Annotated in this window: 24 protein-coding genes; 12 read left to right on the top strand and 12 right to left on the bottom strand. The window is 74.3% G+C overall.

Going from position 1 to position 25,102, the window contains the following annotated elements:
- Positions 1–3 precede the first annotated feature (3 nt).
- Positions 4–867 (top strand): 4-hydroxyphenyl-beta-ketoacyl-CoA hydrolase, encoded by an 864-nt coding sequence (gene couO, locus EV383_RS18200; RefSeq protein WP_130291021.1) that lies wholly within the window; start codon positions 4–6, stop codon positions 865–867.
- On the opposite strand, the gene EV383_RS18195 is transcribed toward couO, so the two are convergent.
- Together EV383_RS18195 and EV383_RS18190 are read right to left on the bottom strand one after the other, a co-directional pair.
- Positions 864–1,103 (bottom strand): PASTA domain-containing protein, encoded by a 240-nt coding sequence (locus EV383_RS18195; protein ID WP_130291020.1) that lies wholly within the window; start codon positions 1,101–1,103, stop codon positions 864–866. The two genes, couO and EV383_RS18195, sit on opposite strands and share 4 nt — an antisense overlap.
- Before the next feature lie 196 nt (positions 1,104–1,299).
- Complete coding sequence (locus EV383_RS18190; RefSeq protein ID WP_242623485.1) at positions 1,300–2,097, bottom strand: aldo/keto reductase; 798 nt, start codon at positions 2,095–2,097, stop codon at positions 1,300–1,302.
- Between the two features lie 337 nt (positions 2,098–2,434).
- Here EV383_RS18190 and EV383_RS18185 point away from each other — a divergent pair, with 337 nt between their 5' ends.
- Positions 2,435–2,893, top strand: coding sequence for a hypothetical protein (locus EV383_RS18185; protein ID WP_130291018.1), 459 nt, complete (start codon positions 2,435–2,437; stop codon positions 2,891–2,893).
- 5 nt (positions 2,894–2,898) lie between these two features.
- Here the strand turns inward: EV383_RS18185 and EV383_RS18180 are convergent, their stop codons facing one another.
- The 3 genes from EV383_RS18180 to EV383_RS18170 are packed head-to-tail and all read right to left on the bottom strand — an operon-like array spanning position 2,899 to position 5,484.
- Positions 2,899–3,999 carry a VIT1/CCC1 transporter family protein gene (locus EV383_RS18180; protein ID WP_130291017.1) on the bottom strand — a complete coding sequence of 367 codons (1,101 nt, stop codon included), beginning with the start codon at positions 3,997–3,999 and terminating at the stop codon, positions 2,899–2,901.
- Positions 4,000–4,033: 34 nt separating this feature from the next.
- Positions 4,034–4,642, bottom strand: coding sequence for a hypothetical protein (locus EV383_RS18175; protein ID WP_130291016.1), 609 nt, complete (start codon positions 4,640–4,642; stop codon positions 4,034–4,036).
- A 50-nt stretch (positions 4,643–4,692) separates the two neighbouring features.
- On the bottom strand, positions 4,693–5,484 hold the full coding sequence (locus tag EV383_RS18170) for an SAM-dependent methyltransferase (protein ID WP_242623180.1): 792 nt from the start codon (positions 5,482–5,484) through the stop codon (positions 4,693–4,695).
- 67 nt (positions 5,485–5,551) lie between these two features.
- Between EV383_RS18170 and EV383_RS18165 the strand changes: the two genes are divergently transcribed.
- Genes EV383_RS18165 through EV383_RS31250 form a run of 3 tightly spaced genes read left to right on the top strand, consistent with a single transcriptional unit; the run spans position 5,552 to position 9,251 of the window.
- Positions 5,552–7,954, top strand: coding sequence for a phosphoketolase family protein (locus EV383_RS18165; RefSeq protein WP_130291015.1), 2,403 nt, complete (start codon positions 5,552–5,554; stop codon positions 7,952–7,954).
- Entirely contained in the window at positions 7,951–9,042 is a 1,092-nt protein-coding gene (locus tag EV383_RS18160; RefSeq protein ID WP_130291014.1) for an acetate/propionate family kinase, read from the top strand. Before EV383_RS18165 ends, EV383_RS18160 begins: the two co-directional genes overlap by 4 nt.
- A gap of 38 nt (positions 9,043–9,080) precedes the next feature.
- Positions 9,081–9,251: a hypothetical protein gene (locus tag EV383_RS31250; RefSeq protein WP_165438393.1), complete on the top strand. Its 171-nt coding sequence runs from the start codon at positions 9,081–9,083 to the stop codon at positions 9,249–9,251.
- Positions 9,252–9,256: 5 nt separating this feature from the next.
- Here EV383_RS31250 and EV383_RS18155 read toward each other — a convergent pair whose 3' ends face one another.
- A complete protein-coding gene (locus tag EV383_RS18155; protein WP_242623179.1) occupies positions 9,257–10,264 on the bottom strand; it encodes an MBL fold metallo-hydrolase in 1,008 nt (335 codons plus the stop codon).
- A gap of 128 nt (positions 10,265–10,392) precedes the next feature.
- On the opposite strand from EV383_RS18155, the gene EV383_RS18150 reads away from it, so the two are divergent.
- Positions 10,393–10,920 carry a DUF1697 domain-containing protein gene (locus EV383_RS18150; protein WP_130291013.1) on the top strand — a complete coding sequence of 176 codons (528 nt, stop codon included), beginning with the start codon at positions 10,393–10,395 and terminating at the stop codon, positions 10,918–10,920.
- Positions 10,921–10,937: 17 nt separating this feature from the next.
- On the opposite strand, the gene EV383_RS18145 is transcribed toward EV383_RS18150, so the two are convergent.
- The 4 genes from EV383_RS18145 to EV383_RS18130 all read right to left on the bottom strand — a co-directional run bounded on the left by EV383_RS18145 (position 10,938) and on the right by EV383_RS18130 (position 15,545).
- Complete coding sequence (locus tag EV383_RS18145) at positions 10,938–11,669, bottom strand: response regulator (protein ID WP_242623178.1); 732 nt, start codon at positions 11,667–11,669, stop codon at positions 10,938–10,940.
- Complete coding sequence (locus EV383_RS18140) at positions 11,666–11,971, bottom strand: hypothetical protein (protein WP_130291012.1); 306 nt, start codon at positions 11,969–11,971, stop codon at positions 11,666–11,668. The genes EV383_RS18145 and EV383_RS18140 overlap by 4 nt, the downstream gene beginning before the upstream one ends.
- Positions 11,972–12,025: 54 nt before the next feature.
- Positions 12,026–14,797, bottom strand: a complete 2,772-nt coding sequence (locus tag EV383_RS18135) for an AAA family ATPase (RefSeq protein ID WP_207223571.1) — start codon at positions 14,795–14,797, stop codon at positions 12,026–12,028.
- 106 nt (positions 14,798–14,903) lie between these two features.
- Positions 14,904–15,545, bottom strand: coding sequence for a TetR/AcrR family transcriptional regulator (locus EV383_RS18130; RefSeq protein ID WP_130291011.1), 642 nt, complete (start codon positions 15,543–15,545; stop codon positions 14,904–14,906).
- Positions 15,546–15,564: 19 nt separating this feature from the next.
- On the opposite strand from EV383_RS18130, the gene EV383_RS18125 reads away from it, so the two are divergent.
- From EV383_RS18125 to EV383_RS18100, 6 genes are all read left to right on the top strand, one after another.
- Entirely contained in the window at positions 15,565–16,359 is a 795-nt protein-coding gene (locus EV383_RS18125) for a TetR/AcrR family transcriptional regulator (protein ID WP_130291010.1), read from the top strand.
- Between the two features lie 95 nt (positions 16,360–16,454).
- Positions 16,455–16,967: a peptide-methionine (S)-S-oxide reductase MsrA gene (gene msrA / locus EV383_RS18120; RefSeq protein ID WP_130291009.1), complete on the top strand. Its 513-nt coding sequence runs from the start codon at positions 16,455–16,457 to the stop codon at positions 16,965–16,967.
- A gap of 17 nt (positions 16,968–16,984) precedes the next feature.
- Entirely contained in the window at positions 16,985–18,211 is a 1,227-nt protein-coding gene (locus tag EV383_RS18115; protein WP_242623177.1) for a CoA transferase, read from the top strand.
- 107 nt (positions 18,212–18,318) lie between these two features.
- Positions 18,319–18,858, top strand: coding sequence for a bifunctional nuclease family protein (locus EV383_RS18110; RefSeq protein ID WP_165438392.1), 540 nt, complete (start codon positions 18,319–18,321; stop codon positions 18,856–18,858).
- A 180-nt stretch (positions 18,859–19,038) separates the two neighbouring features.
- Positions 19,039–19,953, top strand: coding sequence for an AurF N-oxygenase family protein (locus EV383_RS18105; RefSeq protein WP_130291006.1), 915 nt, complete (start codon positions 19,039–19,041; stop codon positions 19,951–19,953).
- A 9-nt stretch (positions 19,954–19,962) separates the two neighbouring features.
- Positions 19,963–21,459, top strand: coding sequence for an FAD-dependent oxidoreductase (locus tag EV383_RS18100; protein ID WP_130291005.1), 1,497 nt, complete (start codon positions 19,963–19,965; stop codon positions 21,457–21,459).
- Positions 21,460–21,550: 91 nt separating this feature from the next.
- On the opposite strand, the gene deoC is transcribed toward EV383_RS18100, so the two are convergent.
- Together deoC and EV383_RS18090 are read right to left on the bottom strand one after the other, a co-directional pair.
- Positions 21,551–22,273 (bottom strand): deoxyribose-phosphate aldolase, encoded by a 723-nt coding sequence (deoC, locus tag EV383_RS18095; RefSeq protein ID WP_130291004.1) that lies wholly within the window; start codon positions 22,271–22,273, stop codon positions 21,551–21,553.
- 71 nt (positions 22,274–22,344) lie between these two features.
- Positions 22,345–25,071, bottom strand: coding sequence for an ATP-binding protein (locus EV383_RS18090; protein WP_130291003.1), 2,727 nt, complete (start codon positions 25,069–25,071; stop codon positions 22,345–22,347).
- Positions 25,072–25,102: the final 31 nt, after the last annotated feature.

Raw genomic sequence — 25,102 nt, 5'->3', positions numbered from 1 at the left:
CGCATGGACTTCGACGCCCTCGACGCCGTCGACATGCACGTGCACGTCGAGCAGGACGATCACGGCTGCTTCTCCCTGGACCAGGAGCTGCTCGACGCCTCTGCGGCCTACTTCCGGTCCGGCCAGGAGCGCACGCCGACGATCGAGTACATCGCCGCGTACTACCGCGAGCGCAACACCGCGGCCGTCGTGTTCACCGTCGACGCGATGGCGGGTACCGGGCACCCTGCCCTGTCCAGTGAGGAGATCGCCGACGCCGCCGCGGCACACGCCGACGTCCTGATCCCGTTCGGGTCGGTGGACCCGCACGCCGGCAAGGCCGCCGTCGCCCGCGTGCGGCGGCTCGTCGCCGACCACGGGGTGCGCGGCTTCAAGTTCCACCCGAGCCTGCAGGCGTTCGAGCCGAACGACACCGCGTTCTACCCGCTCTACGACGCGATCGCCGAGGCCGGGGTGCCGGCGCTGTTCCACACCGGCCAGACCGGGATCGGTGCCGGGCTGCCCGGCGGGCGCGGGATCAAGCTGCGCTACTCCGACCCGATGCTGCTCGACGACGTCGCCGCCGACCACCCGGACCTGACGATCGTCCTGGCCCACCCGTCGGTGCCCTGGCAGGACGAGGCGATCTCGATCGCCACGCACAAGTCCAACGTCTACATCGACCTGTCCGGCTGGTCGCCCAAGTACTTTCCGCCGCAGCTCGTCCGGGCGGCGAACTCGATGCTGCGGCACAAGGTGCTCTTCGGGTCGGATTTCCCCGTGATCACCCCGGACCGCTGGCGCGCCGACTTCGACGCCCTCGACATCAAGCCGGAGGTCCGCCCGCTGATCCTGAAGGAGAACGCCCGCCGGGTCCTGGGAGCTTAGGAGCTGACCCAGATCCGGACGATCGCGCCGGGCTCGACCTCGGCCCCGGGGTCGGGGTCCTGACGCTCGATGCGACTGCGGCCGGCCGCGGTGTGGGCCGCGTTCTCCGCGACCGCGAGCACGCCGGCGTCCAGCGCACGGTCGTGCGCGTCGGCGGCCGGCACGCCGACCAGCTCCGGGACGCGCACGGTGCGGGTGGGTTCGATGGTGGAGTCGGGGACGGTGGTCTCTGGCATCGAGTCTCCCTCTGACCGGCCCGATCTCGTTCGGGCCCGAGCGTGGTGCGGTCCGACGCCGGGAGGCGCCGGGCACTGTCTGTCTCAACGCCGGTGAGGGCGGTGACCATCCGATGGGACGGGCGTCGAATGTCACCGGCCCGGGCACGTTTCGGACGGGCACACGTCGACGCGGTCGCGGGCCCCGCCCGTGACGTCAGCGGGGCGCGGAGGCCGGGTCGTCGGGAACGGGGCCGATCCGGCCGGCGCCGCCGGCGACGTCCAGGGTGGAGACCGCGAACATGTCCTGCGGGCTCAGCGCGAAGTCACAGACTGCCCGGTTCTCGGCGATCCGCTCCGGTGAGTTCGACTTCGGGATGACGACCGTGCCCTGCTGCAGGTGCCAGCGCAGCACCACCTGGGCGGGCGAGCGGCCCAGGCGCCGTGCGATCCCGGTGATCACCGGCTCGTCGAGCAGCTTGCCGCGTCCCAGCGGGCTCCAGGCCTCGGTGACGATGCCGTGCTCGGCGTGCATCGCGCGCAGGTCGTGCTGCTCGAGCCAGGGGTGCAGCTCGATCTGGTTGACCGCCGGGACGGTGCCGCCCAGGCCGATCACCCGCTCCAGGTGCGAGCGCCGGAAGTTCGAGACGCCGATCGCGCGCGTCCGGCCGTCGGCGAGCAGGGTCTCCATGGCGCCCCAGGTCCGGACGCAGTCGTCGTGCTCGCGGGTCGGCCAGTGCACGAGGTAGAGGTCGACGTGGTCGAGGCCGAGCCGGTCCAGGCTCTCCCCGGCCGCGCGCATCGCCCGGTCGAAGCCCTGGTCGTCGTTCCAGATCTTGGTGGTGACGAACAGCTCGTCGCGCGGGACGCCGGACGCCGCGATCGCCGCGCCGACACCGTCCTCGTTCCCGTAGACCTCCGCGGTGTCGATGCTGCGGTAGCCCGCCCGCAGCGCCTCGCCGACGGCGGCCTCGGCGTCGTGCACCTCGGACACGCCGAAGCCGAGCCGCGGCATGGTGACGCCGTTGTTGAGCAGGACGACGTCGCCGGTCGCGGCGGGGGTCGTGGCGGGGGTCACGGCGGGGGTCGTGGTGGCGGTCGACATGCGAGTCCTCCCGGGAACGGCACGGTGGGCTCACGGAGCACGGCCCACGACGGCGGTGGGCGGGCCTCCTCGCGCGAGGCGGTCACCCTCCTCAACGGATGATCGTCGCCCGGGCTTCCCCACCGGCGCACTCTGTGGCCGGGCCCACCGCCCGCGGGCCCGGTGGACGGCGGCCGGGCATACGGTGGTGCCGCGCCTCCCGGCGACGCCCGGGTCACCCGGCGTCGACGGACACGGAAGGCGAGACGTGCGCGCAACGGTGGTGCCCCACATCGAGGGCTCCCGCTACTACCTCGTGCACGGCGGCACCCGCCCGGCGTTCCGTTTCCCGCCGCGGTGGTCCGGCGACCGGCTGCTCTACCCGGTCCCCGACGACGCCGGCGGCCTCGTGGTCCGCACGGCGACGTTCGACGGGCCGGTCGAGGTCTCGGTCGAGACGTTCCATCCGGGCGCCGAGGTGCCCGTCGCACGCGGCGTCTGGGACCTGGACGAGCAGGTCACGCTGACGGCGACGGGGCGCGACGTGCACGTCGTCACCACGTTCGGCGAGATCGAGGACCTGCCGGTGTTCGCGGTGGCGCCGGGGGAGCGCTTCGGGGTCCGGATCTACGCCCGCGGGATCGACGAGGCCCGTGAGGTGCACCAGATCGAGATCGACGAGGAACCGGTCGAGGAGCATCTGCTCCACATCTTCCGCGCCCGGTAGCGAGGTCACCCGAGGGCGGCGCCGAACAGCGTCCCGAGTCCGTAGGTGACCGCGGCCGCCCCGGCGCCGATCGCGAGCTGGCGCAGGGCCCGCCGCAGCGGTGGCCCGCCGGAGAGCACGCCGACGGTGGCTCCGGTCAGCATCAGGGCCAGCCCGACGAGGACGGCCGAGACGACCACCGCGGTGACGCCCTGCAACCCGACCACGAACGGGATGATCGGCACCGCCGCGCCGGTGGCGAAGAACAGGAAACTCGACACGGCGGCGCCGACGCTGGTGCCGATCACGTCGGACCCGTCCCCGTCCGGCGTCGTCGCCTCGACGTCGGCCGCCGGGTCGTTGCTGCGCAGCACCTCCTCGGCCTGACGGCGGGCCTCCTCGGCGGGGATGCCCCGGGCCCGGTAGACGAGGGCGAGCTCGTTGGCGTCGACGTCGAGCTGGGGCAGGATCGTCCGGGCGTCGCTGGTGTCCGGCGCCGACGCGGCGAGCAGCTCGCGCTGCGAGCGCACCGACACGAACTCCCCGGCGCCCATCGACAGGGCGCCGGAGAGCAGGCCGGCGATCCCGGTGAGCAGGATCGTCGTGCGCGACGCGCCGCCGCCGATCACCCCGAGTACCAGCGAGAGGTTGCTGATCAGGCCGTCGTTCGCGCCGAAGACCGCGGCCCGGAACGTGCCCGACACCCGGGCCCGGCCGCGTACGGCCAGCCCGCGCACGACCTCCTCGTGGATCCGTTCGTCCGCGGCCATGGCCGGTGTCGCGTCGGCGTCGCCGCGGTACGGCGAGCGCGTCTCGGCCCGCTGGGCGAGGGCGAGGACGAACACCGAGCCGAACCGCCGTCCGAGGAAGGCCAGCAGCCGCATCCGCAGCGAGCCCCGTCCGATCGCGGCGGCGTCGCTCCCGAGCAGGTGGGCCCAGTGATCGCTGTGGCGCTCCTCGGCATCGGCGAGGCCGAGGAGGATCTCCCGCTCGTCGCCGGTGCGGCGACCGGCCAGGTCGCGGTAGACCTTGGACTCCTCGCGCTCGTCGGCGAGCATCCGGCGCCAGCGCTTCCGGTCGGCCGGCGACGGGTCGGACGGCGACGAGGCGGGCGGGGTGGGGTCCATGGCGGGGATTCTCCGCCCGCGGCACGGCCGGGGATCACAACCCCGGCACGTCGACGAGCGTGGTGATCCGGACGAGTGACGGTGCGGCCGGCGTCGAGCCGAAGCCGAACCGTACCGGCGGCCGGACCGGGGCGAGTCCGCCCTGGTCCCGGCCGTCCCACCGCACGACGGCGGCCTCGATCCGGTGCATGTCGCGCGCGCAGTAGTACTCGGTGCGCCCGCCTCCGGCGCTGCCGACGGTGCGGACTCCGGGCAGCACCCGCCGGGCGACGGCGTCGATCGCCGAGACCCAGCGCGGGTCGGTCGCCAGGCGCGCGGGCACCGCCCGCAGTGCCAGGCCGAGTGCCGAACGCGGACCGACCCGGAACGCGCACTCCAGCGGCCCGGCCACGACCTGGCACCGGTCACCCCGGACGGTGTGCGCGACCGGCCCGAGCCGCACCTCGTCGAAGGAGTAGGTGGCCGTCACGAAGTCGGCGACCCGCCGGTCCGGGGCCAGCAGGACGCGGTGCCCGTCGGAGGTCTCGACCATGACGTCGGTGAACGCGCCGAGCGGGGAGTCCGGCCAGTGGCCGACGACCACGCGCAGGCCGGCGGGCGTGCCCAGGCCGGCGATCGAGCCGTCGAAGCGGTCGGTGGGCATGGGCGGGGACTACCCGGTCCGCCCGGAGTGCACGCGGATCGCCGGCCGGCTCAGCCGATCCGGGCCACGGCCCCGACCATCCCGGTGGCCGGGCGCGTGTCCTGTGCGTCGGGCCAGTCCTCGAGGTCGACCAGACCCGGCGGCAGGAGGGCGTCCGCGCCGCCGAGGGCGTCGACGATCTCGGCGCGGGTGCGCAGGTGGGCCTCGCTGGCCGTCCCGCGGTAGGCCTCGACGCCGGCCCGCACCCGGGCCGCGAGCTCCGGGTCGTCGACGTCGTCGCTGCCGTGGCTCAGCGCCAGGACGCTGCCCGGGACCAGCGCGTCCCGGTACCCGGCCAGCAGCGCCGTCAGGTCGCCGGGCACGAAGTGCAGCACCGCGACGGCGAGCACCGCGACCGGGCGGGTCAGGTCGAGATGCTGCGCGACGGTGGGGGCGCCCAGCACGGCGGCGGGGTCGCGCAGGTCGCCGTGGGTGACGGTGACCAGGTCGGACCCGGCGACGAGGCTGCGCCCGGCCGCGACGGCGACCGGCTCGATGTCGACGTAGGCGACCCGGGCGTCCGGGGCACCGGCGTGCGCGATCTCGTGCACGTTGCCGACGGTCGGGACCCCGGAACCGAGGTCGAGGAACTGGCCGATCCCCTCGTCGAGGCACCGGCGCACCACCCGGCCCAGGAACCGGCGGTTGGCCCGCGCGACCTCCCCGAGGTCCGCCCGCCGGGCGAGCGCATGCTCGGCCGCCTCCCGGTCGACGGCGAAGTTGTGCGCTCCGCCGAGCAGGTAGTCGTACATCCGGGCCGCGTTGGCCCGTTCGAGGTCGGGGACGAGGTCGTCGTAGGCCACGGCCGGTCAGGTTAGGGCTGCGGCCCCGGTGACGCTTGACGGGGCCGGGGCGGGGTAGGCGTCTCCGATGAGCCTGTCGACCAGTAGTGATCGCACGCACGCCGAGCGGCTCGCCGAGCTGACCGCCCTGGACGCGTGGTGGCGCGCTGCGAACTACCTCTCCGTCGGGCAGATCTACCTGATGTCCAACCCGTTGCTGCGTGAGCCGTTGTCCCGCGAGCACATCAAGCCGCGCCTGCTCGGGCACTGGGGCACCACACCCGGCCTGACGTTCCTGTGGGCCCACATGAGCCGGGTGATCGCCCGCGACGACCGGGAGTCGTTGTTCGTCACCGGCCCCGGCCACGGCGGGCCGGCCGTCGTCGCCGCGGCCTGGCTGGAGGGCACCTACACCGAGCGCTACAGCCACGTCTCCCGCGACGGCGAGGGCATGGCCGAGCTGTTCCGCCAGTTCTCCTTCCCCGGCGGCATCCCGAGCCACGCCGCGCCGACCGTGCCCGGCTCGATCAACGAGGGTGGCGAGCTCGGGTACTCGCTGGCGCACGCCTACGGGGCCGCGTTCGACAACCCGGATGTGCTGGTCACGTGCGTGATCGGCGACGGCGAGGCGGAGACCGGGGCACTGGCCGGCTCGTGGCAGTCGAACAAGTTCCTGCACCCGGTGCACGACGGCACCGTGCTGCCGGTGCTGCACCTCAACGGCTACAAGATCGCCAACTCGACGGTGCTGGACCGGATACCCCGCAGCGAGCTGCTGGCCCAGATGGAGGGCCACGGGCATCGGCCCTACGTGCTGGAGGGCGGGTTCGACGGCGAGGACACGATGGCCGTGCACGAGCGCATGGCCGAGGTCGTCGACGAGATCACGGCCGAGATCGACCGGATCCGCTCCCGCGCCGCCGAGCAGTACGCGGCGGGCGCCGAGGTCGAGCGGCCGCGCTGGCCGATGCTGGTGCTGATCACGCCGAAGGGCTGGACCGGGCCGACCGTCGTCGACGGGCAGCAGGTCGAGGGGACGTGGCGGGCGCACCAGGTCCCGCTGACCGGCGTGCGCGACGACGAGGGGCACCGGCGCCAGCTGGAGGAGTGGCTGCGCTCCTACCGCCCCGACGAGCTCTTCGACGACGACGGCCGCCCCCGGGCCGAGGTGCTCGCGGTGTCCCCGGTCGGGTCGCACCGGCTCAGCGCCACGCCGCACGCCAACGGCGGCGAGCTGCTGCGCGACCTGCGCGCACCCGGGATCCGGGAGTTCGCCGTCGAGGTCCCGGCGCCGGGCATCGCGAACGCGAGCGCGACCGGGACGCTGGGCGTCTGGCTGGGCGAGGTGGCGCGCGCGAACCCGGACGGTTTCCGGGTGATGGGGCCGGACGAGACGGCGTCGAACCGGCTGCAGGCGCTGTTCGAGGTGACCGACCGGCAGTTCCTCGGCGAGCGCCGCGACGGCGACGAGCACGTGGGCCCGCGCGGGCGCGTCCTGGAGGTGCTCAACGAGCAGCTGTGCCAGGGCTGGCTGGAGGGCTACCTGCTGACCGGACGGCACGGGCTGTTCAACTGCTACGAGGCGTTCGTACACATCGTCGACTCGATGTTCAACCAGCATGCCAAGTGGCTCGAGGCCAGCCGCTCGATCCCGTGGCGGCGCCCGATCGCGTCGCTGAACTACCTGCTGACCAGCCACGTGTGGCGCCAGGACCACAACGGCTTCTCCCACCAGGACCCCGGGTTCCTCGACCACGTGCTGAACAAGAAGCCGGAGATCGTCCGGGCCTACCTCCCGCCGGACGCGAACACCCTGCTCGCGACGATGGAGCACTGCCTGCGCAGCCGCGACCTGGTCAACGTCGTGATCACCGGCAAGAACGAGCAGCCGCAGTGGCTCGACCCGGAGGCCGCGGTGGCGCACTGCGCACGCGGCGTCGGGATCTGGGAGTGGGCGAGCAACGACGCCGGCTCCGAGCCCGACGTCGTGCTCGGGTGCGCCGGGGACGTCCCGACGATCGAGGCGCTGGCCGCGGTGGACCTGCTGCGCACGCACCTGCCGGACCTGAAGGTGCGGCTGGTCAACGTCGTGGACCTGATGCGGCTGCAGGACGAGCGCGAGCACCCGCACGGGCTCTCGCACCGCGACTTCGACGGCCTGTTCACCCGGGACCGGCCGGTGATCTTCGCCTACCACGGTTACCCCTGGCTGATCCACCGTCTGACCTACCGGCGGGCCAACCACACCAACATCCACGTGCGCGGCTACAAGGAGGAGGGCACCACCACGACCCCCTTCGACATGGTGATGATGAACGAGCTGGACCGGTTCAGCCTGGTCATGGACGTCATCGACCGGGTGCCGGGCCTCTCCGTCGCCGAGGCGGGGCTGCGCCAGTACATGGGCGACGAGCGGCTGCGCTGCCGCGACCACACCCGCCGCCACGGCGAGGACGCCCCGGACGTCGTCGAGTGGGTGTGGCCGGTATGAGCCGGATCCTGGTGGTCAACGCCGGCTCGTCGTCGGTGAAGCTCTCGCTGCTCGACGGCACCGGCACCGAGCGCACCGACTCGGTCGACCCGGACGACGCCGCCGGCGGCATCGCGCGGTTCCTGACGGGCACGGCCGACCCGGACGGCGTGGGGCACCGCGTCGTGCACGGGGGGACGGAGTTCACCGGCCCGGTCCGGGTCGACGACGACGTCCTGGACCGGATCGAGCGCCTGCGCACGCTGGCCCCGCTGCACCAGGGCCCCGCCGTCGCGGCGCTGCGCCACACCCGCGAGGCGCTTCCGGGTGTCGGGCAGGTCGCGTGCTTCGACACCGCGTTCCACGCCACGATGCCGGCGGCGGCGAGCACCTACGCGGTCCCGGCCCGCTGGCGCGACGAGTTCGGCGTCCGGCGCTACGGGTTCCACGGCCTGGCCCACGAGTGGGCGGCCCGGCGCACCGCGCAGATCCTCGGCCGGCCGGTCGGGGACCTGCGGATCGTCAACGCCCACCTCGGGTCCGGGGCGTCGCTGTGCGCGATCCACGGCGGGGTCTCGGTCGACACGACGATGGGGTTCACGCCCACGGCCGGGCTCGTGATGGGCACCCGCAGCGGCGACCTCGACCCGGCGGTCCCGCTCTGGCTCGTCGAGCGGGGGCTCGACCGCGCCGAGGTCGCCGAGGACCTGGACCGGCACAGCGGTCTGCTGGGGCTGACCGGGCGGTCGGACACCCGGGTGGTCGAGGAGGCCGCCGGGCGCGGCGACCCGGAGGCCGTCCTCGCGCTCCAGGTGTGGGCGCATCGGGCCCGCGCGCAGGTCGCGGCGATGGTCGCGGCGATGGGCGGGATCGACGCGCTGACGTTCAGCGGCGGGGTGGGCGAGCACCGGCCCGGGATGCGCGCACGGATCACCGACGGGCTCGGGTTCCTGCGCATCGCGCTCGACCACGGTCGCAACGAGCGGGCCGACGGCGGGGGAGACGCCGTGATCTCCCCGGACGGCTCCGCCGTGACGAGCCTGGTCGTCGGTGCGAGGGAGGACCTCGTCGTCGCCGAGCAGGTGCGGTCCGTCCTGGACCGGCCCTGACATCCCGACCTGCAGACCCCCACGAGAGGACGGAACCGATGACGAACGACCCCGAGAAGGAGTCCGGCCCCGCCGACGAGGCCGACGCCGAGCGGCTCGAGCACGACCTGGCCGTCGCCAACGACGTGCACGCCGTCCCGGCCGAGCCCCCGGGCCGGGAACCCGGAGCCACCGCGGGCGACGAGACCGGCGGCCCGGAGCAGGACTGACGGGTTCAGGCCGGGCGCAGCGCCGGGTCCAGGCTCGTCCGGTCCGGCACCGGGCGGGCCGGCAGCGAGACGGTCTCGCCGCGGGCGACGTACCGGACCTGGTCCGACGTCCCGCGGCGGCGCATCTCGTCGGTGAAGTGGGTGAGCGGCGAGCGGAACACGCCGTAGTCGTCGAAGTGCACCGGGACCACCGACCCGGGCCGGATGACGTCGACCAGGTCGGCGCCCTGCACGGCGTCCATCGTCACCAGGACGCCGGCGACCCGCGTGCCTCCCAGGTGGGCGATCATCACGTCGACGTCGGGGAAGCGCGCACGGACCTCGCGCAGCGCCGGGACGTTCAGGGTGTCGCCGGTGATATAGATCCGCAGCGAGCGGTGCCCGCGCCGTTCGAGGTCGACGATGCTGCCCATCACCGACGGGAGCGCGCGGTGCAGCAGTGCGGGCCCGTGCTGCCCGGGTACCGCGGTGACCCGGACGCGTTCGGCGTCGTCGCCGAGGACGTGGGACTCCCAGGTCCGCAGGCCGGTGGCCGCCCCGAACCCCCACCTCCCGAGCTGCTGCGCGGCCGCGGGGGTGGTCAGCACCGGCAGGGCGTGGTCGAGCTCGCGGCGGGCCACGCCGTCGAAGTGGTCGCCGTGCAGGTGCGAGAGCAGGACGGCGTCGAGGCGCGGGAGGTCGGCGATGGTGGTCGACGGCTCGGTCAGCCTCCGCGAGGACAGCCCGTAGCCCAGGTCGGCCCTCTGGCCGCGGCGCAGGAAGTTGGGGTCGGTGAGCAGGGTGTGCCGGCCGAGCCGCAGCACGGTGGTGGCCGTGCCGACGAAGGTGAGGGACGCGTCCATCTCGGCGCTGTACCCGGTCGCCGCTCCCGCACACCGGCCCGGCCCGGTCCGGACCGATACCGACACGGTCCCGTCGCCGGGTGGGTCGTAGGCGTGCTCGACCGCGTTGCCGGCCGCCTCGTTCACGGTCATCACGGCGTCGTCCACGTCGTCCCTGTCGTCGGCGTTCACCCCGGCCACGTCACCGGGATCTCGGGGGCGGCGGGCCGAACGCGAACAGCGGGTGTCGGTCCGGCGTCGGGTGGAGCGTCGCGGTGGCGGGGGTGGAGCGATGCGGCGGCCGCGTCATACTGCGACCCATGGGCGTCCGGGTGGTCCTCCTGCGTGCGGTGAACGTCGGCGGTGCGCCGTTGCCGATGGCCTCGCTGCGGGAGATCGCGGGCGGGCTCGGCGCGGTCGACCCCCGGACCTACATCGCCAGCGGGAACCTGGTCGCCGACGTCCCCGGCGACCCGGACGAGTTCGACCGCTCCCTGGAGCGTGCGGTGGAGGCCGAGCACGGGTTCTTCCGGGAGGCGATCTCCCGCACGCCCCGGGAGCTGGCCGACGCCCTGGCGGCGCACCCCTTCGAGGTGGTCGAACCGAAGTGGTCCTACGTGTCGTTCCTGCTGCGGGCGCCCACCGCGGCCGCGATCGCGAAGGCGCGGACGTTCGCCGTCGGGGACGACCTCTGGGACGTCGACGGCCGCGAGATGCATATCCGCTACAGCACCGGGGCCGGTCGTCCGCAGATGAAGGACGCCTCGATCGGCCGGGCGCTGGGCGTGCCCGGCACCGCGCGCAACCTCAACACCGTGCGGAAGCTGATCGCGTTGTCGGGCGGCTGAGGCGCCGCGGGCGACACTCAGTGCCGGCTGGCGGAGTGCTGAGTGACGGAGTGCCGGGCGGTCCCGCGGAACAGCGCGACGGCCTCGAGCTGGGAGCCGACCTCGAGCTTGCCGAGGACGGCCCGGACCTGCGTCCGCACGGTCGGCACCGAGACGACGAAGTGGCTGGCGATCGCCTGCGCGCGCTTGCCCTCCGCGAGCTGGGCCAGCACCTCGTGCTCGCGCGGGGTCAGCCGCGCCAGCTTCACCGTCAGCTCGTGCTGGTCGCGCTCGTGCTTGCGGTGCAGACCGATCAGCCGCTCGCGCTGGTCCCCCGACAGCACCGACCGGCCGGCCCGGGCCTCCCGGACCGCGAGCAGCAGCTGCGGGAACGGCGCGTTCTTCGAGATCCAGACGTACCCGCCCGCGGCCAGCGCGGACCCGATCCGGGCGGCGTTCGAGCTGCTGGAGAGCACCAGCACCCGCCACCCGGCCCGCCGCAGCGCCGGGATCAGCTCGACGCCGTCGATCCGCCTCCCGTCCTCGTCGCGCCCGAGGTCGAGGTCCAGCACGACCAGGCCGGGCCGGTAGCGGGCCGCGGTCTCGAGCACGGCCCGGGCCGACCCGGTGGGGTGGTAGTGGGCGTCCTCGTCCTCGGCACGCAGGCCGTGCTCGAGCGAGGACCCCACCAGCTGGTGGTCGTCGACGATCAGGACGGTCCGGGACTCCAGCGCCCGGTGCGCCGGCCGGGGCATGTCCGACGGTGTCATCGGGTGTGGCCCTCCGTCCCCGGCGCGGTCGCCTCGACGGCCTCGCTGACCCGCCCGGCGGGGTAGCCGGACCGGCGGCACACGTCGGCGACCGCCTCGCCCGAGCGCGCGGCGAACACGCCGAACACGACCTCGTCGCTGGGCAACAGGAACGTGGTCAGCAACGCGACACCGTCGTCCGCGCTGCGGGCGGCGGCGTTCGCGGTGACGGCGGCGACGCGCCGTTCCAGGGCCTCCGGTGTCGCGTCGGGGTGGTACCACTCGACGAGGTAGCGCTGCCGCACGGACAACGGGATGGACATGGCGCCGACGCTAGGGCCGCGACCCCGCGCCCGAATCGGGTGTTTCCCTACGTCTCACAGATCCAGCACCCGACGGCCGAGCTCCGCGCGGGAGTGGATGCCGAGCTTGCGGTAGACCCGCGAGAGGTTCGCCTCGACCGTCTTGGGGCTGATGAACAGCGCCGCCGACACCTCGCGGTTGGTCATCCCCGAGGCGGCGAGCTCGGCGACGCGCTGCTCGGAGGGGGTGAGCACCGAGGTCCGGGCCGGGCCGGGGCCGACACGGTCGAGCTCGGCGCGGGCCCGGGCGGCCCAGAGCGGTGCGGGCAGGGCGTCGAACACCTCCAGCGCCGCGCGCAACGTCTCCGCCGCGGCACCCTTGCGCCGGGCCCGGCGTTGCAGCCGGCCCAGCACCAGCAGCGTGCGGGCGCGCTCGAACGGCATCGGCAGGTCGCGGTGGATCCCGATCGCCCGCTCCGCGGCGGCGGTCGCCCCCTCGACGTCGCCCTCCGCGGCGAGCAGCAGGGCCCGGCACCGCGCGGCGGTGGCCAGCGTCCAGTCGCGGCGCAGGGCGTGGCCGCGCTCGTCGAAGTCGTCGAGCAGCGTCCGGGCCTCATCGAGACGACCGGTCCCGACCAGCGCCTCCACCGCGTCCGGGACGAACGACGAGGTGACGATCTCGCCCATGCCGTCCTTCCCGGCCCGGGCCCGTCCGATCAGTGGTTCCAGTGTGGTGAGCGCGGCCTCGTCCTCGCCGAGGGACAGCTCCAGGAACCCCAGGGTCGAGATCGGCCACTCCTCGAGGGTGTGCCAGTCGCAGCGCCGGTACGTGGCCAGCGCCTCCAGCGCGCAACGGCGGGCCTCGTCGGCGCGGCCGTCGAGGGCGGCGACCATCGCCCGCAGGGACAGCGCGACGGCGAGCGGCACGTCGGTGCCCAGCTGGCGTGCGCGTTCCATGGAGTCCTCGGCGATCAGGGTGGCGCCGGCGAGGTCGCCGCGCCAGATCTCGGTCAGCACGCTGTGGAACCCCATGAAGACGAGATCGTTCTCCTCCCCGCGGTCGACGCAGCGCTGCCGCAGCGCCGTCATCACCTCGTGGGCCTCCCCCAGGCGGCCGGTCCAGGCGAGCATCAGCCCTTGCAGCACGCTGGGCCGGAACATCACCGGTGCCACGGACCCGCGGTCCTCCAGCGCGGTCGCGCGGTGCAGGCCGGTCTCGTCGGCCCCGTGCCCGGCCATGAAACGCAGCACGACCCGCATCCCGAGGGCCCGGCTCAGCAGCGGGACGTCCCCGATGTCCTCGCTGACCGTCACCGCACGCTCCACGAGCTGCACCGCCTCCCCCACGCGCCCGAGGTTGACCAGGGCGTACGGCAGCTCGACCAGGACCTGCCCGCGCAGGCCGGTGTCGTCGCCGGCCTCGTCGAGGGCCTGTTCGAGCAGGCCGGCGGCGTCGAGGTAGCTGTCGTCGTGCAGCCGGACCATCGCGAGCAGGCTCAGCACCTGCGCCCGCAGCGGGCCCGCCTCCAGCGACGCGACGGTCTCCTCGAGCGTCCGGCGGGCGGCCTCGGTGTCGCCGGCGTCGAGGTGGTGGCGGGCCAGGCGCATCCGCCGCGGCGGGGTGTCGCCGCCCAGGCCGATCGCGAGGGTCAGCAGCTCGGCGGCGGCCGCCGGTGCTCCCCGCGCCCGGGCCCGCGCCGCGGCGTCGTCGAGGGCGTCGAGGGTCTCGTCGTCGCCGCGGATCGTGGCCAGCGCCAGGTGCCGGGCGCGGAGCTCGGGCTGGTCGACGATCGTCGCGAGCGTGCGGTGCAGGTGCCGTCGCCGCGACGGGGTCGCCCCCGCGTAGACACCGGTGGCCAGCAGCGGGTGGGTGAACCGGGGCCGGTTGCCCGCGATCGTGATCACCCCGGCGTTCTCGGCCTCCTCCAGCCAGCCGGTCACCGCGGCGGCGTGCCCTCCGGTGGCGCGCTGGAGGAGCTCGACCGTCGGGTCGGCCAGCGCCGCCATCGCCAGCAGCATCCCGGCGGTCTCCGGGCCCACCCCGCCGACCCGGGCGCGGACCAGCTCGGCGAGCGTGGCCGGCAGCGGCGGCGCCACGTCGGTCGAGGCGGGATCGATCGTGCGGGCGAGCTCGAGCGCGTAGAACGGGTTCCCGCCGGACACCTCGTGGATCCGGGCCATCGCCGGGCGGGGGAGCGAGCGGCCGGTCCGCTCGGCCACGACACCGTGCAGCGCGCCGAGGCTCATCGGCTCGACCCGGATGCCGCGGCGGGCCCCGGGCTCGGAGAGCTGCAGCCAGGCCGCGGCGTCGAGGCCGTCCGGGGTCGGACGCGCCGTGGCCAGGACGCCCGCGGGACCGGCGAGCCGCCGGGCGGCGAACGCGATCACCTGCCGGCTGGACGGGTCGATCCACTGCAGGTCGTCCAGCGCCAGGAGGACCGGGCTGCGCTCGGCGAGCAGCGTCGTCACCGACAGCAGAGCGGCACCGAGCACCCGGTGGTCGGTCGTCGCACCCCGGCCCCCGTCCCCGTCGTCCGTGTGCAGGAGGACCCGGTCGACGGCCCGGCGCTGGGGGTGGGGGAGCGCGTGCAGGTCCGCGGGGTCGACGTCGGCGAGCAGGTCGGCCACCGTCGCGTACGCCATCCGCGACTCCGCCTCGGCGGGGCGCGCGGCCAGGGCCCGGAACCCGCGCCGGTGGGCGCGCTCGAGTGCGGCCCGCCACAGCGTCGTCTTGCCGATGCCCGGCTCGCCGTCGATCACCAGCGCGGCGGGCGCCCGTGCGGCCGCGTCCAGGAACGCCGTGACCACCCGGGTCTCGGCGGGACGGTCCACCCTGTCGGTGCCCACGCACGGCATCGTGGCAGTGACCGGGCGGGGAGTCACGATGCGTGAGGATGCCGCAATCGCACCGTCACCTGATCGCCCCTGAGCAGTCCGGGGCCGGTGCCCGACGTCAGCAGGTGGCGGGCAGCCGTGCCGCGAGGCCCTCGACCAGCAGGTCGACCTTGTCGTCGATCCAGGCGGCCGGCGGGTCGTCGACGGCGTCGGCCATCGCGCGCCGGACGCGGTCGTCGATCGGGTGCCGCGGGTCCTGGGCCTGGTCCCGGCGGATCGGGGCCCCGGCCCCGGTGCCGGGGCTGTCGATCCAGGGGTGGATCGCCAGCTCGAACGCGCCGGTGGTGCCGAGGACGGTGTCCTTCGCGCTGAACCCGGCCGCCAGCAGGACGTCGGTGGTCCCGGCCCAGATCCGGACGAGACGGTCCGGGCGCTGGGGCAGCCGGACCAGCACCTGGCCCAGGCCGGGATGGCGGCGCAGCACGTCGAACATCGTCGCCGACGTCCGCGCCAGGTGCTCACGCCAGTCCGGGCCGGGCTCGGGGAACGCCGTCTCGTCCAGCACCTGGTCGACGAGCGCGCAGAGCAGGGCCTCGAAGCTGCTGAAGTGCCGGTAGAACGTGGAGTACTTGACGCCGACGTCCGCGGTCACGGTGCCCACGGTGAGGTCCACGAATCCGATCCGGCGGGCCGCGGCGAGCAAGGTCGCGCGGTCGGTCAGCGGCGGCCGTCCCGTCCGGCGTCGGTTCGCATCAGTCACGGCGACGGATGCTACCGACGTGATCGTAAAGGCTTACATGCGGATGCAGATGCAGATGCACCGTCCTCCCGGGCCGCGGTCGGGGTCGGTCGTCGCGGCCGGGACCGTCCCGGAGCGCCCCCGGCCGGGCGCACGCGCCGTCGACGGGGACCGCGCCGCGATCGTCACCCGCGCGATCGCCCTCGCCGACGACGGCGGCCTCCCCGCGGTGTCGCTGCGCGCGCTCGCCGCGGAGGTCGGGACGCCGACGATGTCGCTGCACCGCCGCGTCGGAGGCAAGGACGAGCTGGTCCGGCTCATGATCGGCGCCGCGTTCGACGGCGCGCCCCCGCCGCACACCGCCCCGTCCGGCTGGCGCTCCGGGCTGGAGACGACCGCGCGGCGGCAGTGGGAGATCTACCGAGCCCACCCGTGGCTCGCCCAGGTCGTGTCGATGACCCGGCCCCAGGCGATCCCGGGCCTGCTCCGCCACGCCGAGTACGCCGCCCGCGCGCTGGAGGACACCGCGCTGCACCCGCACGCCCGCCTGGAGCTGCACCTGATCCTGTTCGGCTATGTGCGCGGCGCGGCGGTGAACCTCGCCCCGGAGGCGGCCGCGCAGGCCGACACCGGCCTCGACGCCGACACCTGGGCCGCGCAGGCCGACCCGATCGGCGCGGCGCTGGCGACCGGTGACTTCCCCGCCCTGGCCCGCCTGACCGACGGCCCGGAGGACTATCCGTTCGACCTCGACCGGCTCTTCGAGTCCGGCCTGCGGCGGACCCTGGACGGCTTCGGCGTCCTGGTCCGCGCCGCACGGCGCCGGGCCCGATGATCGGGAAGGAACATCGTTCCGCGCCGGGGCGTTCCTCCCATGGAGCGTTCGGGTACCACTACGCCGGACGCGAGGGACGACAGGGAAGGAACACGATGGCGACCGAGACCACGATCCTGGCCGGAGGCTGTTTCTGGGGCGCGCAGGAACTGCTGCGCAAGCGTCCCGGGGTGATCTCGACCCGGGTCGGCTACTCCGGTGGCGACACCAAGAACGCGACGTACCGCAACCACGGCGACCACGCCGAGGCCGTCGAGGTCGTCTTCGACCCCGCGGTGATCTCGTTCCGGGAGATCCTGGAGTTCTTCTTCCAGATCCACGACCCGTCGACGAAGGACCGTCAGGGCAACGACATCGGCCGCAGCTACCGCTCCGCGATCTACTACCTCTCCGACGAGCAGAAGCAGGTCGCGCTGGACACGATCGCCGACGTCGACGCCTCGGGCATCTGGCCCGGCCGCGTGACCACCGACGTCGCCCCGGCCGGGGACTTCTGGCAGGCCGAGGAGGACCACCAGGACTACCTGCAGAAGTACCCGTATGGCTACACGTGCCACTTCGTGCGGCCCGGGTGGGTGCTCCCGAAGCGCGCCGAGTCGGCCCGCTGAGCCCGATGGACGACGCGGTGGACAGACCGCTGCACGGCCTGCAGGTCGTCGAGTGCGCCAGCTTCGTGGCCGGCCCCACGGGCGGCATGACGCTGGCGCAGCTCGGGGCCTCGGTGGTCCGCATCGACCCGATCGGCGGGGGAGCGGACCACCGCCGCTGGCCGGTCGTCGGCAACGGCGCCGGTCCGGCGGACGCGGAGTCCTACTACTGGACCTCGCTGAACAAGGGCAAGCGCTCGGTCGCGGTGGACATGCGTTCCGACGAGGGGCGCGAGCTCGTGACCGGGCTGATCACCGCCCCGGGCCCGGACCGCGGGGTCCTGGTGGACAACGTGGTCGGGCGCCGGTGGATGTCCAACGACGTGCTCGTGGGGCAGCGGTCCGACCTGGTGCACGTCCGCGTGCAGGGCTACCCGGACGGGCGCCCGGCCGTGGACTACACGGTCAACGCCGAGGTCGGGATCCCCGGCATCACCGGCACCGAGGAGGGCGGCGCGCCGGTCAACCACGTGCTGCCGGCGTGGGACCTGGTGACCGGCCTGAGCGTCTCGACCGCCGTGCTGGCCGCGCTCTACGAGCGCTCCCGCACCGGCCGGGGCGCCTACGTCGAGCTGGCGCTGGCCGACGTGGCGCTGGCCGGCGTCGCGAACCTCGGCTGGCTGTCCGAGGCGGCCGAGCGCGGCGGGGAACGCCCGCGGCACGGCAACCACGTCTACGGCAGCTTCGGGGTGGACTTCGCCTGCTCCGACGGTCCGCGGGTGATGGTCGTGGCGCTGACGCCGGCCCAGTGGGCGGCCTTGCGCACGGTCACCGGCACCGAGGAGGTCTTCGCCGCGCTGGAGCAGGCCCTCGACGCCGACCTGACGGCCGAGTCCGACCGCTACCGGCTGCGCGACACGATCGCGGCGATCCTCAAGCCCTGGTTCGCGGCACGCGACTACGCGACGGTGTCCGACGAGCTCGACTCCGCCCGCGTGCTGTGGAGCCGCTACCAGGGGATGAGTGACGTGGTGGCCTCGCACCGGGCGGGGAGCCACCCGGTGCTGTCGGACATGGCGCTGCCCGGCGACGCGGGGTCGTCGATCACCGCACGGTCCCCGATGCGCTGGAACGGCGAGCACGGCGGCACGGGTGAGGCACCGGAGCTGGGCCGCGACACCGACGAGGTCCTCGCCGACGTCCTCGGTCTGGGGTCGGGGGAGATCGCGGCGCTCCACGACCGCGGGATCGTCGCCGGGCCGTAGGGCCGCACCGGCTCGCGATCTCCGGGTGTGGACCGTCGTTCGTGGGATACTCCGGTCCTGACGCCGTCGTGACCGGGACCCGGCCCGGCGGTCCAGGGGAGGTTGTCGTGATCGAGACGCGCGTGCACGCGATCGGGGTCGACCAGCAACGGTCGCAGCCCCTGGTCCTGCTGGAGGAGACGGCCCCGCCGGGGCGTCTGCTCCCGATCTGGATGGCCAAGGACGACGCCACCGAGGTCGAACGGGCCCGGCAGGGGATGAGCTCGCCCCGGCCGGGGACCCACGCCCTGATCGGGCTTCTGATCGAGCAGTTCGAACGCCGGCTCACCGGGGTCCGGATCACCGAGCTGCGCGAGACCGTCTTCCACGCCGAGCTGGTGCTCGACGACGGCACCACGGTCGACTCCCGGGCCAGCGACGCGCTGACGCTGGCCCTGCACCTGGACGCGCGGATCGAGGTCGCGGACGAGGTGTTCGAGCGGGCCGGGGTCGCGAAGGCCCGGATCGTCGGCGCCGACGACACCTCGGTCGAGAACGCCGAGGCCGGTGGCGCACCCGCCGAGCCCGGCGTCGACGTGAAGGAGATCGAGGAGTTCCGCCGCTTCCTGGACGAGGCCTCGCCGTCGGACTTCGACCCCGACACCTAGGACGACCTGCACTACCCCCGACCACGGGCCCGGGCGCCGAGAAGGCCGCCCGGGCCCGTCGTCGTGTTCGGACGGTGTGCCCTCACGGAGATCGACACCAGGGGCTGCGTTGGCCTGTTACCTCTGGTAACGTTACCGTCGGTAACAGGGAGTCGTCGTCGACACTGTCAGGGAGCGATCATGACTGGCGCCATCGCAGAGGACCGGGACGCAGCCACTGCCGAGCGGGACGACATGGCCAACCGCCTCCTGCGCTCGTCCGAGGAGCTGTCCTACGACCCGGTCGAGGCCGTCGACTGGGAGACGCCGCTGGACACGTCGTTCCACGGCGCCAGCCCGGAGTGGAGCACCCTCTACGGGACGTCCTACTGGGACGAGATGACCGAGGAGCAGCGGCGCGCGCTGACCCGCCAGGAGGCGGCGTCGGTGGCCAGCACCGGCATCTGGTTCGAGATGATCCTGCAGCAGATGGTCATCCGGGACTTCTACGCCAAGGACGCGACCGACCCGGCGTTCCAGTGGGCGCTGACCGAGATCGCCGACGAGTGCCGGCACTCGATCATGTTCGCCCGCGGTGCGGCGAAGCTGGGCGCCCCGGCCTACCGCCCGAAGCGCCACGTCATCGAGCTCGGGCGGGTGTTCAAGGCCGCCGCGTTCGGTGAGGCCGCCTACGCCGCGATCCTGGTCGCGGAGGAGGTCCTCGACGTCATGCAGCGGGACTGGATGCGCGACGAGCGCGTCGTCCCGTTCGTGCGCACGATCAACAACATCCACGTGGTCGAGGAGTCGCGGCACATGAAGTTCGCCCGCGAGGAGACCCGCGAGCGGCTCAAGGGGGCCGGCCCGCTCCGCCGCCGGATCAACGCGCTGGTCGTGGCCGGGGCCGCGTACTTCATCGTCACCAGCATGTGGAACTCGAAGATCTACGCCAACGCCGGGCTCGACGAGCAGCGCGCCCTGCGCGAGGCGAAGGACAACGAGCACCACAAGGCGATGCTGCGCTCGAGCTGCGCCGGGCTGATGGAGTTCCTGGACTCCTGCGGGCTGCTCACCCGCGAGGCGACCGCGTTCTACAAGCGCGCCCACCTGATCTGAGCCCGGGCCATGGCGTTCGCGATCACCCAGACCTGCTGCACCGATGCGTCCTGCGTGGCGGCCTGCCCGGTGAACTGCATCCACCCGACACCGGGCGAGGCGGACTTCGACACCGCCGAGATGCTCTACATCGACCCGCGCTCGTGCATCGACTGCGGGGCCTGCGCGGACGCCTGCCCGGTCGACGCGATCTTCCCGCTGGAGTCGCTGTCCGGGCCGCTCGCCGCCTACGGCGAGGTCAACGCCGAGTACTACGTCGGCCGCCCGGCCGCGGCGCAGCGCCCGGACCCGGCGCCGATCTTCCACAGCTGGGACCCGCCGCGCTTCGACCGGGTGATCCCGCCGGACTTCCCGGCGCTCGACGTCGCGGTCGTCGGCAGCGGGCCGGCCGGGATGTACGCGGTGCAGGACCTGCTGCTGCACACCTCGTCGCGGGTCACGCTGATCGACCGCCTGCCGGTGGCCGGGGGACTGGTGAACTTCGGCGTCGCGCCGGACCACCCGTCGACCAAGCGGATCGGCGAGACGTTCGACCGGTACCGCTCGCACCACCGGCTGCGGATGCGCCTCGGGGTGGAGGTGGGCCGAGACGTCACGGCCGTGCAGCTGGGCCGCGAGCACGACGCGGTGATCTACGCCGTGGGTGCGCCCGCCTCGCGTGACCTGGGCGTGCCGGGGGAGGACCTGCCCGGCAGTGTCGGGGCGATCACGGCGGTGGGCTGGTACAACGGGCACCCCGACGTCGACGACGACGCGCTCGACCTCTCCGGCGAGCGGGTCGTGGTGGTGGGCAACGGCAACGTCGCCCTCGACGTCGCCCGGATCCTCACCGCCGACCCCGACGACCTCGCCGGGACCTCGATCTCCCCGGCCGCCCTGGCCCGGCTGCGGGCCGGCACCGTCCGTGAGGTCGTCCTGCTCGGGCGCCGCGGGCCGGACGTCGCGGCCTACACCCGGCCGGAGATGATGGCGCTGACCCGGCGCGACGACGTCGACCTCGTCGTCGACGACCACGACCCGTCCGTCGGCGCGATGATCGACGCGGGCGCCGACAAGGGCGGGCTGCTCGCGTCGGTGAAGCGGGAGGCCGTCGACTACGCCGCCCCGCCACCTCCCGGACGGCGGATCGTGCTGCGGTTCTCGTCGGTCACCGAGGAGATCCTCGGCGACACCGTGGTGGAGGGGGTCCGGCTCTCCGGCGGCACCACGATCCCGGCGGGTCTGGTGGTGCGCGCCATCGGCCACCGCGGGCGCGCGGTGCCCGGCCTGCCGTTCGACGAGGCGACCGGCACCGTCCCGCACGAGGACGGCCGGGTCACCGGCACCGCGAACTCCTACGTCGTCGGCTGGATCAAGCGCGGCCCGTCCCGGGGGATCGGCGCGAACCGGGCCGACGCGCAGGAGACCGTCGGCACGCTGCTGGCCGACGTGGTGTCGGGCCGTCTGTCGCCCGCCCGCCGAGGCCGGATCCGCGGCGCCGTCCACCGGTTGCGTACGGCGCGCTGAGCACCGCGACGCGCGCCGAGCCCTGCGACGCGGGCGCGCCCGCGGTCGCGTCACGTCGGCGGGCGCGCGGAAGCGGGGTGGAGCCCGCCCGTCAGTAGGAGGAGCGGTCCTCGCGGGCCGGAGCCGTCGCACCGGACTCGCGGGTGGTGGCGTCGTCGAGGATGGTCGCGGTGCCGCTGGTGCCGAAGCGGGTGACGCCGGCGGCGTGGAAGGCCAGCACGGTGTCCAGGTCGCGGACCCCGCCGGACGCCTTGACCTGCACCGACGGGCCGACCGTGCGGCGCATCAGCTCGACGTGCGCGGCCGTCGCGCCGCCACCGGCGAACCCCGTGGAGGTCTTGACGAACGCCGCGCCGGCCCGTTCGGCGGCCCGGCACCCGGCGACGATGTCGTCGTCGGAGAGGAAGGCCGTCTCCAGGATGACCTTGACGACCCGCCCCTGCCCGGCCTCGACGACGGCCCGGATGTCGGCCTCGACGTCGTCGAGAAGTCCGCTGCGCAGCCGTCCGATGTTGAGCACCATGTCGAGCTCGGCGGCGCCGTCATCGAGCGCCTGCCGGGCCTCGGCGGCCTTGGCCGCGGTGCTGGTCGTGCCGTGCGGGAAGCCGATCACGGTGCCGACGGCGACATCGGTCCCGGCCAGCCGGGTCACGGCGTGCGCGACGTCGGAGGGGCGCACGCAGACGCTGAAGATCCGGTACCGGGCCGCGATGTCGAGCTGGGCGTCCACCTCGGCTCGGGTCAGCTCCGGCTTGAGGATCGCGTGGTCGATCATCCCGGCGATGGCGGCGGCGGTGAGGGTGGACGCGGTCACGGGCGGGCCTCCTTCTCGTACGGCGGTGCCGGGAATGCACGCTACGCGCCGGCCGGGGACGCCGCGGCGGGTCAGCCGACCTCGTACTCTCCGGAGGCGATCGCCGCGGCCAGCTCGATTCGCGACCGGTGACCGGTGCGGCTGAACAGCCTGCTCAGCCGTCCCTCCACGCTCTTGTCGCTCGTCCGCAGCACGAACGCGAGCTGCTTGTTGCTCAGCCCGTCGGCGACGAGCAGGGCCAGCAGGCGCTCGTTCTCGGCCACCGTCACCCGCCGGCCGGGGATCGGGACGTCGTAGCGCAGCATCAGCGTCCGGGTCCAGACCCGGCACAGGAGGGCGTCGAGGTCGCCGAAGACGTCGTAGGCCTCCCGCAGCAGCTCCGGTTCGCCGAGTCCGTGGCGGGCGAGCTTGGAGATCGTGACGCCGAGCTCGAACGGTTGCCCGCGCTCGCGGCACACGTCCACGGCGTCCCGGGCCGCGGCGCCGTCGGAGTCCACCGCGGCGCGGACCAGCAGCGCGTACATCCGGCTGCGCGAGGTGCGCATCGCCGCGTCGACCCGGTCGACGCCCTCCAGCGCCCGCACCGCCGCGCCGTGGTCACCCCGGTCCAGGGCCAGGTCCGCGAGCTGGGCCCAGGTCAGCTCCGCGCCGACGACGAGCTCGCGCCGCATCGCCGCGTCCAGGGTCGTCGTGAGCCGCTCGGTGGCCGCGTCGCCGTTCCCGAGCACCTTGTCGATCTCGGCCGCGGGGTTCTCCAGCAGGTGCGCCAGGGCGGGGCGGTCCGCGCGCGCCGTGGCCAGCAGCTCACGGGCGCGGCTCAGCTCCCCGCGGGCGATCATCAGGTAGGCGGTGCCCTGCTGCATCGCCGACCGGCCGGCGTCGTAGCCGCGGGCGGTGCCACCGGCGATGCAGCGCCGGCCGAGGTCCAGCGCGGTGTCGAACCGGCCCTGCGTCGCCGCCAGCTGGGCCCGGTTGGTCATGTCGAGCCCCTCGGGTGCGAGACCCTCCTTCTCCAGCACGTGCTCCACCCCGCGCAGGTCACCGACGCAGAACAGGGTCGTGACCAGGGCGTTGACGTGGGTGTGCCGGTGCCGCTCGTCGGTCCCGTGCGACCGGTCGCCGGTCCCCGCCTCGGCGAGGCGCCGGTGCAGTGGCTCCGGGCGCCCCGCCCACAGGTCGGCGAGCATCTCGAACAGCTCGCCGAGTGCGGTCGACATCGCCGTGGTGGCCCAGACGTCGCGGGTCCCGGCGAGCAGCCGCCGGGCGTCGGCCCAGCGGTCCATCAGGCTCAGCGCGATGGCGCGGGAGACGGTGCGGGCGGCGTCGTCGCCGTGGAAGAACCGCCGTCCGGCCGCGACCTCCTCCAGCGCCCCGGCGTCGCCGACGTTGTGCATCGCGCTGATCAGCATCACCTGGATCTCCTGGACCGACTCGGCCGGGAGCTGCTCCGGGTGGTAGCGCAGGACCGCCTGGGTGCCGTGCATGCTGCGTTCGTAGTCGCCGTGCAGGAAGCAGGTGACGGCGTGCATGAGCAGGGCCTGGGCCCGCTGCGCCCGGTCCGGCGCCAGCTCGGCGGCCGCGTTCCACCACCGTTCGGCGAGGTCGGGCCTCGTGCCCATCGCCTCCGGAGCGCGTGCGAGGAGCTCCGCCCGCGCCCGGACCGGGTCGACCAGGCGGCCGGCGTCGGCGACCCGGTCGGTGAGGTAGTCGGGGTCGTCGCAGACGACGCCGTCGTCCCACACGGCCCGGACCGCGGTCTCGGAGAGCCGGCGCCGCTCGTAGGGCCCGAGGCAGTCCAGCAGGACCGACGCGACCAGCGGCACGGTGAACCGCCAGGTCGCGCCGCCGTGCCCGCGGTGCAGGACACCGGCTCCACGCAGCCGGTCGAGCAGCGCGCCGGCCTCGGCCGCCGTGCAGCGGAGCGAGGAGGCGACCAGGCCCGGAGCGGCGGCGCCGAGCGGATGCAGGACGGCCACCGCCTTCGCGGCGGACCAGACGTCCTCACCCAGGTCGTGCACGGTCCGCAGCAGGTGGTTGCGGGGCTCCCGCGCGCGACCCGACGCCGGCACCAGGTAGGCGTGCCGGTCGACCACCCGGATCGAGCCGTCGGCCCGCAAGTCCTCGACGGCGTCCCGTACCGCGGCCGGGACGCCCCGGCTCAGCGCCCGGACCCGGGCGACGAGCTCCGGGGCCGCGACGGCGCCGGTCGCGGTCCGCAGCGCACGGGCCACCGCGTCGCCGTCGAGCGGTCGGAGGCGCACGTCGTGCACCAGGCCGTCCGAGCGCAGGCGGGCCCACGCGCACACCCCCTCCGCGCGTGCCGACGCCGGGACCGGCGTGCGGACGGCGCAGACGACGCGCACCGTCGACCCGGCGAACCGGCGCACCATCGCCTCGAGCACGGCCGAGGTGTCCCGGTCCATCCACTGCGCGTCGTCCACCAGCAGTACCGCGTTCCCGGAGAGCAGCAGCGGCGCGGCGGCCGCGGCGCCGGCCGTACGGGCGATACGGGGGTCGTCCGCGGCGCCGTCGGCGGACCCGATCGGCGACCACGGCGGGCTGAGCCGGTCGCGTGCCGGGGCCACCCGGCCGGGTGCGGGGACCGACCGCGAAGCGAGGTGGGCGGGCACGGCCGACCCGTCCCGGGTGAACCGCAGCGCAACGATGCGCGAACCGGAGATGTCGATCTCGGTACCGAGCTCGGCCAGCAGTGTCGTCCGCCCCGACCCGGCCGGACCGGTGATCCCGACCAGGGGCGGCCCACCCGGCGATTTCATCAGCTCGACCAGCTCTTTCATGCCCCCATGCTGTCCGATCGAGATCGTCTCG

The organism is Pseudonocardia sediminis, from assembly GCF_004217185.1.
In the GTDB taxonomy this organism is placed as follows: domain Bacteria; phylum Actinomycetota; class Actinomycetes; order Mycobacteriales; family Pseudonocardiaceae; genus Pseudonocardia; species Pseudonocardia sediminis.
This window is presented reverse-complemented; position numbering and strand designations above follow the sequence as displayed.